This is a genomic window from Pseudoclavibacter sp. CFCC 14310 (assembly GCF_008831165.1).
Classification (GTDB): Bacteria; Actinomycetota; Actinomycetes; order Actinomycetales; family Microbacteriaceae; genus Pseudoclavibacter_A.
The window spans coordinates 496587-513632 of the sequence record NZ_WBKC01000002.1 but is presented as its reverse complement, the minus strand read 5'-3'; the positions used below and the strand labels follow the sequence as shown (position 1 = coordinate 513632).

At 66.3% G+C, this 17046-nt stretch carries 17 protein-coding genes and 1 tRNA gene; 17 read left to right on the top strand and 1 reads right to left on the bottom strand.

What is annotated here, in order from left to right; genetic code table 11:
* The first annotated feature begins 104 nt into the window (after nucleotides 1-104).
* From F8O06_RS06190 to F8O06_RS06160, 7 genes are all read left to right on the top strand, one after another.
* Nucleotides 105-1640: an acetyl-CoA hydrolase/transferase family protein gene (locus F8O06_RS06190; protein WP_225733421.1), complete on the top strand. Its 1536-nt coding sequence runs from the start codon at nucleotides 105-107 to the stop codon at nucleotides 1638-1640.
* 111 nt (nucleotides 1641-1751) lie between these two features.
* Nucleotides 1752-2408: a hypothetical protein gene (locus tag F8O06_RS06185; protein ID WP_158038015.1), complete on the top strand. Its 657-nt coding sequence runs from the start codon at nucleotides 1752-1754 to the stop codon at nucleotides 2406-2408.
* A 108-nt stretch (nucleotides 2409-2516) separates the two neighbouring features.
* On the top strand, nucleotides 2517-3140 hold the full coding sequence (locus tag F8O06_RS06180) for a copper resistance CopC family protein (protein WP_192496873.1): 624 nt from the start codon (nucleotides 2517-2519) through the stop codon (nucleotides 3138-3140).
* A gap of 104 nt (nucleotides 3141-3244) precedes the next feature.
* Complete coding sequence (locus F8O06_RS06175; protein WP_158038013.1) at nucleotides 3245-3979, top strand: copper chaperone PCu(A)C; 735 nt, start codon at nucleotides 3245-3247, stop codon at nucleotides 3977-3979.
* Nucleotides 3972-5267 carry a Dyp-type peroxidase gene (locus F8O06_RS06170; RefSeq protein ID WP_158038012.1) on the top strand — a complete coding sequence of 432 codons (1296 nt, stop codon included), beginning with the start codon at nucleotides 3972-3974 and terminating at the stop codon, nucleotides 5265-5267. The genes F8O06_RS06175 and F8O06_RS06170 overlap by 8 nt, the downstream gene beginning before the upstream one ends.
* Nucleotides 5268-5321: 54 nt before the next feature.
* Nucleotides 5322-6089, top strand: a complete 768-nt coding sequence (locus F8O06_RS06165; RefSeq protein ID WP_158038011.1) for a sulfite exporter TauE/SafE family protein — start codon at nucleotides 5322-5324, stop codon at nucleotides 6087-6089.
* A complete protein-coding gene (locus tag F8O06_RS06160; protein WP_158038010.1) occupies nucleotides 6082-7368 on the top strand; it encodes a CynX/NimT family MFS transporter in 1287 nt (428 codons plus the stop codon). The genes F8O06_RS06165 and F8O06_RS06160 overlap by 8 nt, the downstream gene beginning before the upstream one ends.
* A 135-nt stretch (nucleotides 7369-7503) precedes the next feature.
* Here F8O06_RS06160 and F8O06_RS06155 read toward each other — a convergent pair.
* Nucleotides 7504-7591 (bottom strand) — tRNA-Leu (locus F8O06_RS06155).
* Nucleotides 7592-7800: 209 nt separating this feature from the next.
* On the opposite strand from F8O06_RS06155, the gene F8O06_RS06150 reads away from it, so the two are divergent.
* The 10 genes from F8O06_RS06150 to tatA all read left to right on the top strand — a co-directional run bounded on the left by F8O06_RS06150 (nucleotide 7801) and on the right by tatA (nucleotide 17042).
* Nucleotides 7801-9180, top strand: coding sequence for a M20/M25/M40 family metallo-hydrolase (locus F8O06_RS06150; protein WP_158038009.1), 1380 nt, complete (start codon nucleotides 7801-7803; stop codon nucleotides 9178-9180).
* A gap of 150 nt (nucleotides 9181-9330) precedes the next feature.
* A complete protein-coding gene (locus tag F8O06_RS06145) occupies nucleotides 9331-10161 on the top strand; it encodes an undecaprenyl-diphosphate phosphatase (RefSeq protein WP_158038008.1) in 831 nt (276 codons plus the stop codon).
* Nucleotides 10162-10179: 18 nt separating this feature from the next.
* Nucleotides 10180-11463, top strand: coding sequence for a cysteine--1-D-myo-inosityl 2-amino-2-deoxy-alpha-D-glucopyranoside ligase (gene mshC / locus F8O06_RS06140; RefSeq protein ID WP_158038007.1), 1284 nt, complete (start codon nucleotides 10180-10182; stop codon nucleotides 11461-11463).
* The gene (locus F8O06_RS06135) at nucleotides 11460-12134 is read left to right on the top strand and encodes an HAD family hydrolase (RefSeq protein WP_158038006.1); all 675 of its coding nucleotides are present in this window, start codon (nucleotides 11460-11462) and stop codon (nucleotides 12132-12134) included. The genes mshC and F8O06_RS06135 overlap by 4 nt, the downstream gene beginning before the upstream one ends.
* Nucleotides 12135-12220: 86 nt before the next feature.
* Complete coding sequence (locus F8O06_RS06130) at nucleotides 12221-13186, top strand: tRNA (adenine-N1)-methyltransferase (protein WP_225733442.1); 966 nt, start codon at nucleotides 12221-12223, stop codon at nucleotides 13184-13186.
* Nucleotides 13187-13210: 24 nt separating this feature from the next.
* On the top strand, nucleotides 13211-14170 hold the full coding sequence (locus tag F8O06_RS06125) for a hypothetical protein (protein ID WP_158038004.1): 960 nt from the start codon (nucleotides 13211-13213) through the stop codon (nucleotides 14168-14170).
* A 4-nt stretch (nucleotides 14171-14174) separates the two neighbouring features.
* A complete protein-coding gene (locus F8O06_RS06120) occupies nucleotides 14175-15302 on the top strand; it encodes a helix-turn-helix transcriptional regulator (RefSeq protein ID WP_158038003.1) in 1128 nt (375 codons plus the stop codon).
* Nucleotides 15299-16309 (top strand): helix-turn-helix transcriptional regulator, encoded by a 1011-nt coding sequence (locus tag F8O06_RS06115; protein ID WP_158038002.1) that lies wholly within the window; start codon nucleotides 15299-15301, stop codon nucleotides 16307-16309. Before F8O06_RS06120 ends, F8O06_RS06115 begins: the two co-directional genes overlap by 4 nt.
* A 10-nt stretch (nucleotides 16310-16319) precedes the next feature.
* Complete coding sequence (locus tag F8O06_RS06110) at nucleotides 16320-16640, top strand: hypothetical protein (RefSeq protein WP_158038001.1); 321 nt, start codon at nucleotides 16320-16322, stop codon at nucleotides 16638-16640.
* Nucleotides 16641-16727: 87 nt separating this feature from the next.
* Nucleotides 16728-17042, top strand: a complete 315-nt coding sequence (gene tatA, locus F8O06_RS06105; RefSeq protein WP_158038000.1) for a Sec-independent protein translocase subunit TatA — start codon at nucleotides 16728-16730, stop codon at nucleotides 17040-17042.
* Nucleotides 17043-17046: the final 4 nt, after the last annotated feature.

Genomic DNA, 17046 nt, shown 5'->3' with positions numbered 1-17046 from the left:
ACGAACGATCCTGAATGAGCCGAAATCAGTGTATCCGCAGACTCTGTATACGATTCATCGGCGGCGGTCGGGGACCCTCATGCCAGTGGGCTAGCATGAGAAGCGTGGCTACCAATGACGTTAAGAACACAGACCGTATCCGTAGCGAGATCTTCCGCAGCAAGATCGTTACGGCCGACGACGCTGCGGCCCTGATTCACGACGGCGCTGCCGTCGGATTCAGCGGCTTCGTGGGTGCCGGGTATCCGAAGGCGGTTCCCGAGGCTCTCGCAAAGCGGGCGCATGCACTGCATGCGAACGAGCAGGATTTCAGCATCAAGGTGTACACGGGGGCATCGACCGACCATGCGCTCGACGGCATCCTCGCCGAAGAGGAGGCCATCTCGTTTCGCACTCCCTTCTCGACCGACGGCGCTCTGCGTAAGCAGATCAACTCGGGCGAGGTCGGCTACATCGACACGCATCTCTCACATCTGGCACAGCAGGTCGAAGAGGGGTTCTTCGACCACTTGGACTTCGCGGTCATCGAGATCTCGGGCATCGACGAGAACGGCGACCTGATTCCCTCGACTTCGCTCGGCAACAACAAGACCTACATCGAGCAGGCCGACAAGGTGATCCTCGAGGTCAACGAGTGGCAGCCTGAGCAGCTCGACGGCGTGCACGACGTCTACTACTCGATCGGCACCCCGCCGAATCGTCAGCCGATTCCGCTCAACACGGCGCACGACCGCATCGGCATCGGTCGTCTTCGGGTCGACCCTGACAAAGTCGTCGCGGTCATCGAGACCGAGGGCGGCGACCGCAACACCAAGTTCACTCCGCTGGACGAATGCTCGAAGGCCATCGGCGACAACGTGGTCGAGTTCTTCAAACAGGAGGAGGCCGCCGGACGTCTGCCCGAGGGGCGGCTGCTGCCGCTGCAGTCGGGCATCGGCAACGTCGCCAACGCCGTGCTCGCGGGGCTGGAGCGTGCCGGGTACCAGGGGCTGGAGTGCTACTCCGAGGTGATCCAGGACGGCATGCTCGACCTCATCAAGTCAGGCACCGTCGAGCTCGCCTCTGCGACGGCGCTCTCACTGAGCCCCGATGCGGTGGAGGAGTTCCGTGACAACATCGACTTCTACAACAAGCACATTCTGCTGCGGCCTCAAGAGATCTCGAACAACCCCGAGCTCATTCGTCGCATCGGCGTCGTCGCGATGAACGGCATGCTCGAAGCCGACATCTACGGCAACGTCAATTCGACTCACATCATGGGCACCAAGATGATGAACGGCATCGGCGGCTCGGGAGACTTCGCTCGCAACGGCTACATCTCGATCTTCCTGAGCCCCTCGACGGCGAAGAACGGCAATATCTCGGCGATCGTTCCGTTCGCGTCGCACATCGACCACACCGAGCACGACACCATGGTGGTCGTCACGGAGTTCGGCTTCGCCGATCTGCGCGGCAAGACGCCTCGTCAGCGCGCGGAGGCCATGATCGCGATCGCGCACCCCGACTACCGCGACCAGCTGCGCGACTACTTCGACCGTGCCAACGCACAGCCGAACGCGGGCCAGACGCCGCACATCCTGCCCGAGGCGCTCAGCTGGCACCAGCGCTTCCTCGACACCGGATCGATGAAGCAGGACTGATCCGCACAGCAGCACCTTGGACGACAGGGGCGTGCGCCGGGTACGGCTCACGCCCCTGTCTCCGTCTGCGCCGCTCACATCATCCGTGAGAACCGATAGACTGAGCCCATCATGCACAGGCAGAGGCAGTCGAGCGCGCACAGAGTGCTGCGCGCCTACCTCAGTGCCGTGTTCTCGGTCTCTGTGGGGTGGCTTGCCCACACAGCGGTCGAACATCATGCCCCGTCTGCGTTCGCCCTGGTCATTGCCGTCGTGCTCACTGCGCCCGTGCTGATGCTCGCTCTGCGGTGCGTGGGCCAATGGGGTTCCGCAGTGCTGGCAGTCGCTCTCGGACAGGGCATCCTTCACGTGTTGCTCAGCCTCGATCAGAGCGCCTCGAGTCTCTCAGGGGGAGGGCTGCCGCCGGCTGTCGCCGTGGCTGGCGCCCACCATCACGGTGCCGGTTCGGCGGTGATGACGTCAATGTCGGACACGCCACTCTCGCATTCGATCGCATCCTTGCCAGCTCATGCGATGAGTCCCACCATGCTGGTCGCCCACGGTCTTGCCATTGTTCTCTGTCTGCTCTGGCTCGGCATGCTGCCCAGCACGGAACGCCTCGTGACTCGACTGCTCAGCGGCGTCGTCGCCTGGCTGACGCTCGCCCTGCAGCCTGCGGGTGCGACAGCGCGCCTGCTGCAGGCGTCGTTCGCCGACGCTGCGCACACCCTGCGCCGTCGCTGCTTCGGCAGTGTCCGCACGCTGCGCGGACCACCCGTCTTTCTCTGAATCCAGCACATCATCGTGCCGCACGCTGACGCCGTCTCGCGCGTCAGCCCGCTCCTTCCTGGTGAGATGCGGCATCGGTTCTCAGAACTCAGACGAAAGACCCACTCAATGCACAATCAATCCATCGCGCCTGCGCGCACGCGAACCACGCTCACCGCGGCGATCGCGCTGCTCGTCGGTCTGCTGCTCACACTGCAGCCGTGGGCGACAGGCCGCGCACACGCCCATGACGTTCTCGTGTCGTCTGACCCGGCAGCCGGAGCGGCGCTGACGACCGCACCGACTCAGGTCGCACTGACTTTCAACAACGATGTGCTCACCGGCGTCGCGAACCAGATTCAGGTGCACGGACCGGACGGCGCCTCGGTTGCCGGCGACGGCTTGGCGGCAGTCGAGGGAAGGGTCGTGACCGTGCCGGTGACGATCACGGCCAACGGCACCTACTCCGTGGCCTGGCATGTGGTCTCGAGTGACGGGCATCCCGTCGAAGGAACGTTCACATTCGACCTCGCGTCGCCAGACGCCCCAGCGGCCGACGAGACACCCGACGCGAGCGCGAGCAGCACATCCGCCGCACCGAGCGCATCAGCCGACGCGCAGACCGACGACCAGAGCGACAACGTCGATCACAGCGGCGCGATCGTCGCCTGGGTGATCACCGGCGTCGTCGTCGTGATCGGCGTGGCAGCGATCGTGCTGGGCGTTCGGCGCAGCCGCCGCACCAAGAAGTGACGGTGTGGGGTCGAGCGACTCTCGACTCCACCTCCCTCAGAAACAGACACAGCGGAACGGGCGAACTGCGGTTCGCGCATTCCGCGAACCCGAAAGAACTCATCATGAACAACAACGACAACCTACAGTCGTCGGCACAGACCCGACGCATCACAGCAGATCAGCGTGCGATCGAGACGGCCGAGACCCTGCATCGCGGCGGCCCCGCCAGGCGGTGGGGCGTGGCCGCGAGCGGCCTCGCGCTGGCCGTCGGCATGCTCTCCGGCTGCGCGGCCTCGTCGAGCTCGGACAGCTCGAACGCCTCCGACAGCGCCTCCGACAGCGCCTCGAACTCGGCGGCCGCACAGCAGTGCGAGACCGCGGGCGAGGTGCAGATCTGCGATCCCTGGGTGAAAGCGGTCGACGCTGACGGCGACGCGCATCCGATGACGGCCGCATTCGCCTCTCTGCACTCGACGACGGGGCAGAGCCTGCATCTGGTCTCTGCCGAGTCAGATGCCTCTGGCATGACCCAGCTGCACGAGACCGTCGCTGACGGAGGCTCGACCACGATGCGCGAGAAACAGGGCGGCTTCATGATTCCGACCGACGGTGCGCTCGATCTGCAGCCCGGCGGCAACCACATCATGCTCATGTCGCTGCAGAAGTCTCTGCAGCCTGGTGACAGCGTCTCGATCACTCTGCACTTCGAAGACGGGACTTCAGCACAGTTCGCGGCACCGGTGCGTCAGTACACCGGCGCCAAGGAGAGCTACACCGATGACCCGAACATGAAGATGGACGACGACGGGCCGACTGCCACGAACGGCGACGGCATGTCGGAGCACCACCATGGCTGACCACGACCCCGTGGAGAGCGAGCCGTCGAGGTCTGACGGCTCGTCGGCTTCGGCGACTCACTCCTCCGGCGGCGCCGGTCGATTCACCCGGCGCGGTCTGCTGACCGGCGCCGGAGCGACTGCGGCAGGCCTGGTCGTGGGCGCCGGGGGCGGCTGGGCGGTTCGCGAGCGTATCGCGCCGGCCGGGCCGCCCTCGGCGGATGCCGTGGTCACCGGGGACGAGACGGTGGCCTTCTACGGTCGCCGACAGGCGGCCGTAGAGGCCCCGGCCCCGGCGCACATCGGCTACCTCGGTTTCACACTGCGCCCGGAGACCGGCGTCGAGCAGCTGCGGCGTGCACTGCGCATCATCAGCGACGACGCCTCTCGTCTGACTCGGGGAGTGCCGTCGCTGGCGATGAGCGACCCCGATCTGGCGACGCCTGCCGCGCGGCTCACAGTGACGATCGGTTTCGGAGCGCGCGTGTTCGAACTGGCAGGCCGTACCCCGCCACCCGGGGTGGGCGGCCTGCCCGCCTTCTCGATCGACCGTCTGCGGCCGGAGTTCAGCGGCGGAGACCTTCTGCTGATGATCGGCAGCGACGATCCGATCACCCTCTCGCACACCGAACGGGTCATGATCAAGAACATGCGCTTCTTCGCCACGGTGGCCTGGCGCCAGCAGGGCTTTCAACGAGCCCGGCACAGCGAGCCGCAGACGGCCACGCCGCGCAACCTCTTCGGGCAGAAAGACGGCACGGTGAACCCCCGTCCCGACACCGACGCGTTCGAGCAGCAGGTGTGGGGCGCATCGGGAGGATTCGCCCCGTGGACAGAGAACGGCACCACGCTCGTTCTTCGTCGGATTCGGATGAATCTGGAGACTTGGGACGAGGTCGACCCCGTCGGCCGAGAGAACAGCGTCGGACGCCGTCTCGGCTCGGGCGCCCCGCTGACCGGCACCGATGAGTTCGACGAGCCGGACTTCGACGCCAAGAACTCCGTCGGCTTTCCGGTCATCGACCTTGCCGCACACATGCGTCGCGCCCGTCAGGCCGACGGCCGGGTGCGCATCCTGCGTCGCGGCTACAGCTACGACGACGGTGTGGATGCCGAGGGCGTCGCCGACGTCGGGCTGCTGTTCGGTGCCTGGCAGGCCGACATCATGCAGCAGTTCGTTCCGGTGCAGCAGTCGCTCGCCGACATGGATCTGCTCAACCAGTGGACCGTGCCGATCGGCTCCGCCACGTTCGCGATTCCTCCGGGCTGCGACGTGGGCGGCTACGTCGGCGAGACAGTGCTCGACTGAGCGCGACCCATGCGTCGTGATCCGAGATGCCTCCGGCTGGTCTAGGCTGGTTCGGTGAAGATTACGCGATCACTGATGGTCAAGGGCGCTGTGCTCGGAGCGTTCGCCGGGGTGCTCTCCGGGCTCTTCGGCGTCGGCGGCGGCATCATCATGGTGCCGGTGCTGGTCATGCTCGGGCTGAGCCAACGTCTGGCCAGTGGCACATCGCTGGCTGCGACCGTTCCCATCGCCATCGTCGGGGTGATCACCTATGCGTCGCATGGCACGATCGATCTCGTTCCCGGTCTCGCCATCGGCTTCGGGTCGTTCTTCGGGGCGTTTCTCGGCACCTGGCTGCTGCAGCTCGTCAAACCGAAGGTGCTGCAGCTCTTCTTCGCGTTGGCGATGATCGCGACGGCGGTTCGGCTCTTCGTCGATCTGCCGGTCGAGGGCACCGGGTTCGCGCCGCAGCCGCTGACGGTGGCTCTGCTGGTCTGCTTCGGCCTGCTCGTGGGTGCGTTGGCGGGGCTGCTCGGAATCGGGGGCGGCCTGATCATCGTTCCCGTTCTCGTGCTGACGCTCGGCCTCGACCCGAATCTGGCGAAGAGCTCCTCACTCATCGCGATGCTCCCCAGCGGGGTGAGCGGCACGTACGGCAACCTGCGCAACCACAACGTCAGTCTGCGACTGGCCGCCGCTGTCGGACTTCCAGGGTCACTGACCACCATCTTCGGCGGATGGCTCGTACACGTGATCGACACGCGCCTGGCTATGGCGCTCTTCGCCGTGTTGCTGGTGCTGAGCGCTCTGCAGATGGTGAGAAAGGCCCTGAAGCGTGGTTGACGCTCCACCTGCGCAGCAGCAGCGACGCCTGCTTGCAGCCTGCGCGATCGTGCTCACTGCGCTCAATCTGCGGGGCGCGGCGACGATTCTGTCGCCGATCGTCGACTTGGTGAACCAAGACGTCGAACTCGACACGGTCATGCAGGGAGTGATCGGTGCACTCCCGCAGCTGCTCTTCGCCGGCGCCGGTCTGATCACTCCGCTGCTCGTCCGACGTATGTCGCTTCCGGCGCTCGCCGGCGCCGCCATGGTCGTGACGGCCGGGGGCCAGGTGCTGCGCGCGTCGACGAACAGCGACCTCGCCTTCTGCCTGAGCACCGGACTCATCTTCTTGGCGATCGGGGTCGGCAACATCGTGGCACCGCCGACCATCAAACTGTTCTTTCCACGTCATGTGGGCACGATGACTTCGGCCTACAGCATCACGCTCGGGCTCAGCACCGCTGTGCCGCCCATCTACATCGTCGTACTGTCCCATGCGGTCGGCTGGCGGATCGGACTCGCCTCATGGGCCGTGCCCGCCTTCCTCGCCGCTCTGCTGTGGGGCGTCGTGATCCTGACCAGCCGTCGCAGCCGGCGCGCGTCCGAGCCAGGCGAGGCTCCCGCCCCCGCTGCGATGCGAGAGACCGCCGCCGGCGGCACGAACGTCGACAACCGCAGCACGGTCAGCGCCGCAGACGCGCCTGATGAGAGTCTGGCGGTGTGGCGAACCTGGCAGGGCTGGGGCATCGCGGTCATGATGGCAGCCCAGTCGACGGTCGTCTATGCCATGTTCGCGTGGCTGCCTGCGCTGCTGCGCGACGCCGGCGTCGACGCGGCCTCGGCAGCATTCGGACTGTCGCTGTTCACCGCTCTCGGCATTCTGCTCGGGGTGGTCATACCTCCGATGACCTCCCGCCAGGCGACGCTTCGCCCGTTGCTGGCGGTGTCGACGGTCTGCTTCGCCGTCGGTCTGATCGGGCTCATGGTGTCACCGGGCCACTTGTCAATGCTCTGGGTGGCGGCGCTCGGTCTCGGCCCACTGACGTTCTGCATGATCCTGGTGCTGATCCCGCTGCGGGCGCGTACGCAGATGCATGCCTCACAGCTGTCCGCGTTCGTCCAGGGCGTCGGGTATCTCATCGCCGCCGCAGGGCCGTTCCTGTTCGGTCTGCTGCATGATCTCTCGGGAGGATGGACGCTGCCGTTGGCCTATCTGCTGGCCTGCGTCGCGATCTCACTGCCGTTCGCAGTCATCGGCACTCGACCCGGCTACGTCGGCGATTCAGCACGTCGCTGACATCGGGCCGGCCGCCGTGCCCAGACCGTCGGGCCGGCCCAGCGAGTCACGCCCAGACTCAAGAAATAATGCCCAGACCCCAGGCAGAATGCGAAAAGCCCCTCGGAACCGATGATTCCGAGGGGCTTCGTTCTGTGCCCGAGAGGGGACTTGAACCCCTACCCACGATAATTTGTGGACTAGCACCTCAAGCTAGCGCGTCTACCTATTCCGCCACCCGGGCTGGTGCTGTGCCCCGCAGGGCACCAGATGACAGTAGCACGTTTGCCCCGAAGTGAGAAAACCGACGGGGTGCGTCGCGGCGCATCGGCCTGAGACCGGGCATCCGAGGTGACCGCGACCCGTGCATCCCGGGCATGTCTCAAGCCGGTCAGATGACGCTCGTGGTCGACCAGGAGCAGTCACCGGCGTGCGACAGGATACGATTTCGTCATGGTCACTCATGACGACGCTGCAGGCGTTCCCTCAGATTCACACGTCGGCGCTGCGCGTCATGGCGACAATCACGCCGATCTGCCGGATGTGGTGCGCATCGTCCGTGACCTGGTGCGCTTCGACACGACGAACTACGGCGGCGGCAATGCCAGAGGAGAGGGACCGGCGGCGGCCTACATCGCAGAATTCCTTCGCTCGCAGGGGCTCGAACCCGTGATCGTCGGTCCCGAGGCGACGCCGGATGCTCCGGCGCGTCCCAGCGTCGTCGCCCGCTGGCCAGGGCAGGACAGCACGCTGCCTCCGCTGGTGCTGCACGGACACACCGATGTGGTGCCGGCCGACGCGAGCGACTGGAGCGTGGATCCGTTCGCCGGAGTCATTCGCGACGGCTGCCTGTGGGGGCGGGGCAGCGTCGACATGAAGAACATGCTCGGTCTGATCCTGGCGAACGTGCAGCACTTCACCGAGCAGGGCAGACGACCGCGACGCGACGTCATCCTGGCGTTCTTCGCCGACGAGGAAGCCGGTGGTTCGGCCGGTGCCGCCTGGCTGGTGCTCCAGCATCCAGAGCTTTTCGCCGAGGCCCGAGTGGCTCTGAGCGAGGTCGGCGGGTATACGATCACCGTCGGTGGCCGACGGGCGTATCTTCTGCAGACAGGAGAGAAGGGGCATACCTGGCTGAGGCTGCGAGCACGCGGCACGGCGGGTCACGCCTCGGCGGTGAACAACGACAATCCGGTCACCGCGATCGCGCGAGCGGTCTCTGCGATCGGGGCGATCGAATGGCCGATCGAGCTCACCGAGACGACGCGAGCGCTGGTCGAGGGCATCCGCGATCTGGCCGGACTGCCCGCCTCGACACCGCCCGAAGACATGGTCGCCGCCGCAGGCTTCGCGAAGCCGTTTTTGAGCGCCACGCTGCGCAACACCACGACCCCCACTGTCATCAACGCCGGGTACATGCAGAACGTCATTCCGGCGTCGGCCGAGGCACTCGTGGATGTGCGCCCACTGCCCGGACAGGAGGAACCGGTGCTCGCGCGGGTTCGTGAGGCTGTCGGCCCCGACGTCGCCATCGAGATCATCGAACAGGGCATCGGATACGAATCGCCGTTCGACGGCGACTTCGTTCAGGCGATCCAGCAGTCGATCGCCCAGCACGATCCCGAGGCGGTCGTGCTTCCATATCTGCTGAACGCCGGCACCGACAACGTGAGTCTCACTCGGTTGGGCATCACCGGATACGGGTTCGTGCCGACCCGAGTGCCAGACGACTTCGACTTTCCGGGTTCGTATCACGCGGTCGACGAGCGCATTCCGCTCTCGGCGCTGCTGTTCGGCGAGCAGGTGCTCGGCGATCTGCTCGAACGGTACTGACCGAACCCGTGACGCCCGGTTCGGCGGATGCCGCCGTCGGTGGTCTAGTCTGGTGTGCGGCACCCGTGCGAAGTCGACGGGCCTGCCGTGGCGCGCTCTTCGCGTCCGTGCCTGACATCACCAAGTGCTGATCACCGGAAAGGTGTGCTGTTGTCCATCCTCGACGCCCTCATCCTCGGACTGGTGCAGGGGCTCACTGAGTTCCTGCCCATCTCATCGAGCGCGCATCTGCGCATCGTCGGCGAGTTCCTGCCGGGAGCAGAAGACCCTGGGGCGGCGTTCACAGCCATCATCCAGCTGGGCACCGAAGCAGCCGTGATCGTCTACTTCTGGAAGGACTTCGTCCGAATCGTCAGAGCCTGGTTTGCAGCGCTGTTCGGCCGCATTCCTCGCAACGATCCTGATGCGCGCATGGGGTGGGTCATCATCATCGGCACCATTCCGATCGGAGTCTTGGGGCTGCTCTTCAAAGACCAGATCGAGACCACGCTGCGCAGTCTCTGGATCGTGGCCATCATGCTCATCGTCTTCGGCATCGTTCTCGGTGTGGTCGACCGCTGGGCGCCGAAGCGTAAGAACCTCGGCGACTTGACCCTGCGAGACGGTCTGTTCATGGGGCTGGGTCAGGCGCTCGCGCTGATCCCCGGCGTCTCTCGGTCAGGTGGTACGACCACCGTCGGCCGCGGGCTCTCCTACGATCGCCCGACAGCGGCGAAGTACTCCTTCTATCTCGCCGTACCAGCCGTGGTGATCTCTGGATTCTTCCAGCTGATCGAGTCGGTTCGCGGAGAGACCCATGATGTTCCTGAGTTCCTCCCGACCCTGGTGGCGACCATCGTGTCGTTCGTCGTGGGCTGGTTCGTCATCGACCGTCTGATGAAATACCTGCAGCGCGGTTCGTTCGCGCCGTTCGTGATCTACCGAGTGGTGCTCGGCATCACGCTGATCATTCTGCTGAGCACCGGCGTCATCGCCGCCTGAGAACGTTAGGCTCGTACTGTGAAGAGTTGGTCGACACCTGCACCGCCCCATCTGCCCCCTGCGGCCGCCCCACGCCCGGTGCGCATCTACGACCACGCGAGCGACGCGCTGCAGCCGGCGTCCGAAGACGGCCGCACCGCACGTCTGTACGTCTGCGGCATCACCCCGTACGATGCCACGCACATCGGCCATGCCACCACCTATCTCGCCTACGATCTGCTGAACCGGGCCCTGGTCGACAGCGGAGTCGCAGTGCAGTATGCGCAGAACGTCACCGACGTCGATGACCCGCTGCTGGAGCGCGCGGAGCAGACCGGCGCCGACTGGGAGGCCCTGGCTGCCCAACAGATCGAGCTCTACCGCACCGACATGGCCTGGCTGTCGGCGCTCTCGCCTGCGCATCTCGTGGGCGTCACCGAAGTCATCGATGAGATCGGTCAGGCGGTTCTCGAACTGATCGAACGCGGCTTCGCCTATCGCGTCGAGAGCCCAGACGCCGAAGAGGACATCTACTTCGACGTGCGCGCCGCAGACGCGGCGCTGGCCGCGTGGACGCTCGGCGAAGAGTCGCGCTACTCGCTCGAACAGATGGTGCGCTTCTTCGCGGAGCGCGGGGGAGACCCCAAGCGCCCCGGCAAACGTGATCGTCTCGACCCACTGCTGTGGAGAGCCGAACGACAGGGCGAGCCCTCCTGGCAGGTGATCGGGCTGCCGGTCGGTCGTCCCGGCTGGCACATCGAGTGCTCGGTCATCGCCGAACGCTGTCTCGGGCCGAACTTCGACGTGCAGGGCGGCGGGTCAGACCTGATCTTCCCACACCATGAGATGTCGTCAGGCCACGCCACGGCGATCAACGAGCTGCCCTTGGCCCGCATCTACAGCCATGTGGGCATGGTCGCATACCGAGGCCGCAAGATGAGCAAGTCGCTGGGCAATCTCGTGTTCGTACACCGTCTGCGCGACGCCGGCATCGAACCGGATGCCGTCCGGGCTGCCGTCTTCGCACATCACTACCGTTCCGACTGGGAGTGGCACGACGCCGACGTGGCCAAGGCACAGGAGCGTCTGGCTGAGTGGCGCAGCGCCTATCAGGTGGCCATGCAGGGCAGCGACCACCGTCGTGAGGCCGACAACCCGGTGCTGGCGAATCTTCGCCAGGCCCTGGCCAACGACCTCGACGCGCCGCGCGCACTCAGCGTGCTCGACGCCTGGGCCGACAGCCCTGAGGCGCCGGAGCTCATCGCGGACGCCGCGCAGGCGCTGCTTGGCATCGATCTGACCAGAAAGGCCGATGTCGCATGAGTGCCGGTGAACTCGAAGCCGTCTGCTGGGATATGGACGGCACGCTGATCGACTCCGAGCGTTATTGGATAGAGTCTGAGGTCGACCTGGTCGGCGAACACGGCGGCGTCTGGACCGAGCAGGATGCCAAGGCCAGCGTGGGAGCGGCGCTCGACGTCATGGCCCGACTCGTGATCGCTGCGGGGGTCGATCTGCCGGTCGAAGAGGTCATCCGCACAGTGAGCGCTGGCGTGGCTGACCGCTACGCCTCGCTGGGCATTCCCTGGCGGCCGGGCGTGCTCGACCTGCTGCAGGAGCTGCGTGACGCAGGCGTCCCGCAGTCGATCGTCACGATGTCGCATGCAGACACAGCGACCACGATTGCCGAGGCGGCCCCCGCAGGCGTGTTCCAGCACGTGATCACCGGCGATCAGGTCGCACGCGGCAAGCCTCACCCCGATCCGTACCTCACCGCGCTCGAGCACTTGGGCACGAGTGCCGCCGGGACGATCGCCTTCGAAGACTCCCAGACGGGCGTGAGCAGCGCATCCGCCGCAGGTCTGTTGACCATCGCGGTGCCCTGCGTGCTTCCGCTGCCCGAATCGAGCGACTATCTGCTGTGGGAGACACTGCAGGGAGTCGACGTCGCACTGCTGCGTCAGACGGTCGCAGAGCAGATGCACAACGCATGAACGAGACAGACGAGATGACTGACCACACCCCAGCCGCACCGCAGCACGAGGCCACCGCCCATGACTCGTCGAGCGCAGGAGGCGAGATGCAGCACGGCGCCCTTCGCGTCGGCGACAAAGTGCAGCTGACCGGCCCAAAGGCCCGGATGCACACGCTGATTCTGCAGCGCGGCGCCGAGTTTCACACCAACAAGGGCGCGATTCGTCATGACGACCTCATCGGTGCTCCCGACGGCAGCGTGATCGAGTCGACACAGGGCGTGCGCTACCTGGCGCTGCGCCCGCTGCTGCGTGACGAGGTGCTGTCGATGCCACGCGGCGCCGCGATCATCTATCCGAAAGACGCCGTGCAGATTCTGGCGCTGGCCGACGTGCACCCCGGGGCGCGGGTGGTCGAGGCGGGTGTCGGGTCAGGTGCGCTGAGCATGTGGCTGCTGCGCAGCCTGGGCGATTCCGGCAGACTGTTCTCGTTCGAGCGACGTGAGGAATTCGCCGAGATCGCGGATGCGAACGTCAGCGGACACTTCGGCCGTCACCCCGAGAACTGGACGGTGAGGGTCGGCGATCTGCAGCAGGAGCTGCCTGCGGTGGTCGCCGACGGCTCGGCCGATGCAGTCATCCTCGACATGCTCGCGCCGTGGGAGACGATCGACGCGGCGGCGGCGGCTCTGCGACCCGGCGGTGTGCTCGTGGTCTACGTCGCGACTGTCACGCAGCTGTCGCGCGTGTCCGAGACGATTCGCGATCGCGGCTGCTTCACAGTGCCGCAGGCCACTGAGACGATGGAACGCGAGTGGCACGTCGAGGGACTCGCCGTGCGCCCCGAGCACCGGATGATCGGTCACACCGGCTTTCTCACGTCGGCTCGCAGGCTGGCCGATGGGGTCGACCTCCCTGAGATCTCTCGCCGACCGGCCAAAGACGCCTTCGACCCGGACGACCTGGCCGTCTGGACGCCGGGCTCGGTCGGTGCGCGGAACACGTCTGAGAAGAAGCTGCGCAAGTCGGTGCGCACGGCGCAGCGTCAGCGCGAGCAGCGGGCAGCCGAGTAGGCTGTCACACGGATTGGAGAACACATGCGTTCACAGAAGGCCATGAGATCGACCATCGGCGCCGGTGTGGGTGTGCTCGCACTGGTCGGTGCGCTGCTTGCGGGGTGCTCGTCGCAGCCCGATCGTGCAGTCGCATCCGGCGACGCGTCGGATGCGGTGGTCGCCTCGGACTTCGACCTCTCGCGGTCGGGCATCGATCCGAAGCCGGATCTGCAGGTCGACGGAACACAGCTGAGCATCGGCAGCGCCGGCGACGGCCGCTTCGTCGACGTCGATCAGGACGCAGTGCTGCTGGGCGTGAGCATGTTCAATCTGAAGACCGGCAAGGCGCTCGGCCAGGCCGCGGATCTCCCCGCTGTGTCGGTGTCATTCCTGCGCGGTCTGAACTCTCCTGTCTACGGGGCGATCGCAGATGCGCTCAAAGGTCAGCGCGTGGGTGACGTCTTCACCCTGGTGGTGCCCAACGTCGACGGAGCAGATCCCAGTTCGACGGACGGCAGCGGTGCCGGCGACGTCGTCGTGATCGGCACCGTGCGAGACAGCTTCCAGGCTCGGGCCCACGGCGCGGAACAGGCGCCGGTCAACGGATTCCCGCAGGTGGTGCGCGACACGACAGGCCGACCCGGGCTGGTGCTGGGCGACGAATACTCTTCCGCCGGAGCCCCCGAGTCGGCTGTGCTGGTCAAAGGCGATTCGAACGAGACCGCTCAGGCAGGCGACACCGTGCAGCTGCAGATGACGATGTTCGACACCTCGGCGAAGACCCGCAGCGCCAAGGTGCTGCAGTCGACGTGGGATGACGGACAGCTCACTCAGCTGAAGCTGGACGATTCGGACGACGCGTTCTTAGGGCTGATGGAGCGTACCCTCACGTCGGTGCCGATCGGTTCGCAGGTGATCGTGCACGTGCCGACCAGCTATCAGTCGCAGGTCGGCGATCTGCTGGTGATCGACGTGCTGGCACGCACTCCGGCTGCTGAGTGAGACCATGGCCGATCGGGTGACCGCACAGGAGCGGATGCTCAATCTCGTGCTGGCCCTCCAGCACACGCGCTTCGGCCTGACGAAGCGACAGATCCTGAGCGAGGTGTCGGGCTACAGCGACGACTTGGCGGCCGGAGTCTCGATGTCGGCGCTCGAACGACGGTTCGAACGAGACAAAGCCGCGCTGCGTGCCCTCGGCATCGACGTCGTCGCCGCCGACGATGTCTGGACGCCCGGTGACAACCAGCTCACTCGGTATCACATCGACGAGCAGGCGTATGCGCTGCCAGAAGACCTCGAGCTCAGCGGCGCCGATCTCGGTCTGCTCACCGCTGCGGCTCTGCTGCTCTCGCGGCTTGACGCACCGGAAGGCCGAAGGGTCGCAGAACGAGCCAGGGCCCTTGGCGCGCCGCACGACGACGCAGCTGACCGAGATGGTGCGCCCGACGCTGCGCAGGAGCGTTCGCCTGAGCTGGTGGTCGGCGGACTGCTCGATCTCATGGTCTACGAACCGAACCTGCGGCCGCTCCAGTCTGCTGTGCTCGAAGGCCGCATCGTGCGCTTCGACTACCACACGCAGGATCATCAGTGCACCACCCGGCGCACGCTGCTGCCATTGGCGGTCGTGCTGGTCGACGGCCGCTGGCATGTGCACGGCGTCGACCTCGACCGTCTGCCGACGCGTGCGGAGCGACTTGACGACCCCCAGCTGCGGCGCACCTTTCTGCTGCAGCGCATCCGCGGAGTCGTCCGATCCGTCGAGGAGCGCGAGCTGCAGAGCGGCCGGGTGCGCGACGCGCAGACGATCGCCGCCGAGCGCAGCCGCGAGGAGTGGGCAGGGTCGGTCGTCGCCGATCTCGAGCGACTGCGCCAGGAACAGAGCGCCCGGCTGCAGGTGCGACCAGGCAGCGAGGCTGCGGTGCGCCTCGGCGATCGACTGCATGCCGTCAGCGGTGCGGCGACGTCGGAGACGACGTTCGACGTGCTGACGACGGACTACGACCTGCTCGCCGACGAGATCACCGGGTACGGCGACGAAGTGACAGTGATCTCACCTGAGAGTCTGCGCACCCGTGTCGAGGCCAAGCTGCGCCGTCTGCTGGCCGACCACACCGGAGAGGGCGAGCGATGAGCGACCAGTCGAACGCAGCCATGCAGCGCCTCGGATTCGCCTTGGTGCTGGTGCCGTGGGTGGTGGCCAACCCCGGAGCGACCGTCGAATCGATCGCCGAATGGTTCGGCGTACCCGCCGAGCAGGTACGAGACACCGTGCGCATGCTGCCCCTTGTGGGTGTGCCCGGTGACTCAGCCGCCTATGACCCCGGCAACCTCTTCGACATCGACTATGACGACTTCGAGCTCAACGACCGGGTGACGATCACGAACTCCGTGGGTCTGAACCATGTGCAGCGCTTCTCGACAGCCGAGCTCGCAGGGCTCTCTGCGGCGCTGAACTATCTGGCCGCACTGCTGCCCGACGAGCCACGCGCTGCGGCCACCCGACTCGCCGCTCGACTGGGCGGCGGTACGGTCACGGCTCGCAGCGAGGGACGCTTCGCCGAGACGATTGCGCTGCTGCGGGCCTGCGGCGCCGACCGGGGCGCGGTGGAGTTCGACTACACCTCGGCCTCCGGGCACCGATCGCACCGCACGGTCACTGTCGAACGCGTGCGCATGACCCAGGGCATCTGGTACCTCTCGGGAGTCGACGGCGTCGACGGCGCGGGCCTGCCGCGCCGACGCACCTTCCGGCTCGATCGCATGGCGGCGGTCGCCCGCAGCGAACGATCGCCGATCGCAGCCGAACACGACCAGGCGACCCCGGCATCCGTCGCCACCGTGAGCGGAGACGACGAGGCCGAGCCCATCACCGTCACCCTCGAGGTGCAGGCCGAGGCCGCCGGCGTGCTCATGGCGTTCGGAGAGCGTCTGACCGACGATGTGAGCTGGCCGGTGCGCCGCCTGGTGCGAGTCGCCTCGGTGCCTGCACTCGTCAGACACGTGAGTTCGCTGCCCGGGCGCGTTCGCATCCTCGCTCCGGCATCGGTGCGCGAGGCTGTGGCCGACCACGCTCGTCGCGCGCTGGCGGTCTCTGCGGATGCCGAGAATGCATCCTCTGACGAGTCACCTGCCGAGTAGGATCGTGATCATGTTCTTCTGGATCTCTCTGGGCGTGGTCGTGCTGGCGCTTTTGGCGCTGGCCGTCGTGGTCTGCGTCTGCGTACCGCGGTATCGTCGGTCGGCACGTCAGCTGATGGCCTCCGTCGACGAGATTCCGAAGTCGCTGGGCCCGCTGACCGCTCAGATCGGCCTCCTTCAGCAGCGGCTGCGCCCTGGCACCAGCATCAGCCTTGACGACGAGAGCCTCGCTCTGACGTCGAGTGAGATCGAAGAGGCACAGCGACGTCGAGTCATGGCTGCGCGTGCGGCTCGGGCGAAGTACCGTCGTGTGCGACGTACTCGATCCTGACACTCGCACAGCCAACGGCATGCGCTCGTTGACACCATACGCACCGCTATACTGATCACGATTCCCCACACTCTTGGAGCGACCGCAATGAAACCTTGGCAGATCATCATCATCGTCCTCGTCATCCTGCTGCTCTTCGGCGCGCCGAAGCTGCCCGCTCTGGCGAAGAGCCTGGGGCAGTCAATGCGCATCTTCCGCAAAGAGGTGAAGGGGCTCGAAGCAGACAAGGCCGCCGATCAGGAATGGACTCGGCCGAACCAACAGGGTGAGCAGTCGTCGCCAATGACGTCAGGTCAGGCACCGGCGCAGACCCCCGTGCAGCAGCCAGCCCCCGTGCAGCAGCAGCCGGTTCAGCCGGCGCCCACACAGCCTGCTGAGGGCGACGCGCAGAAGAACTCCTAAAACC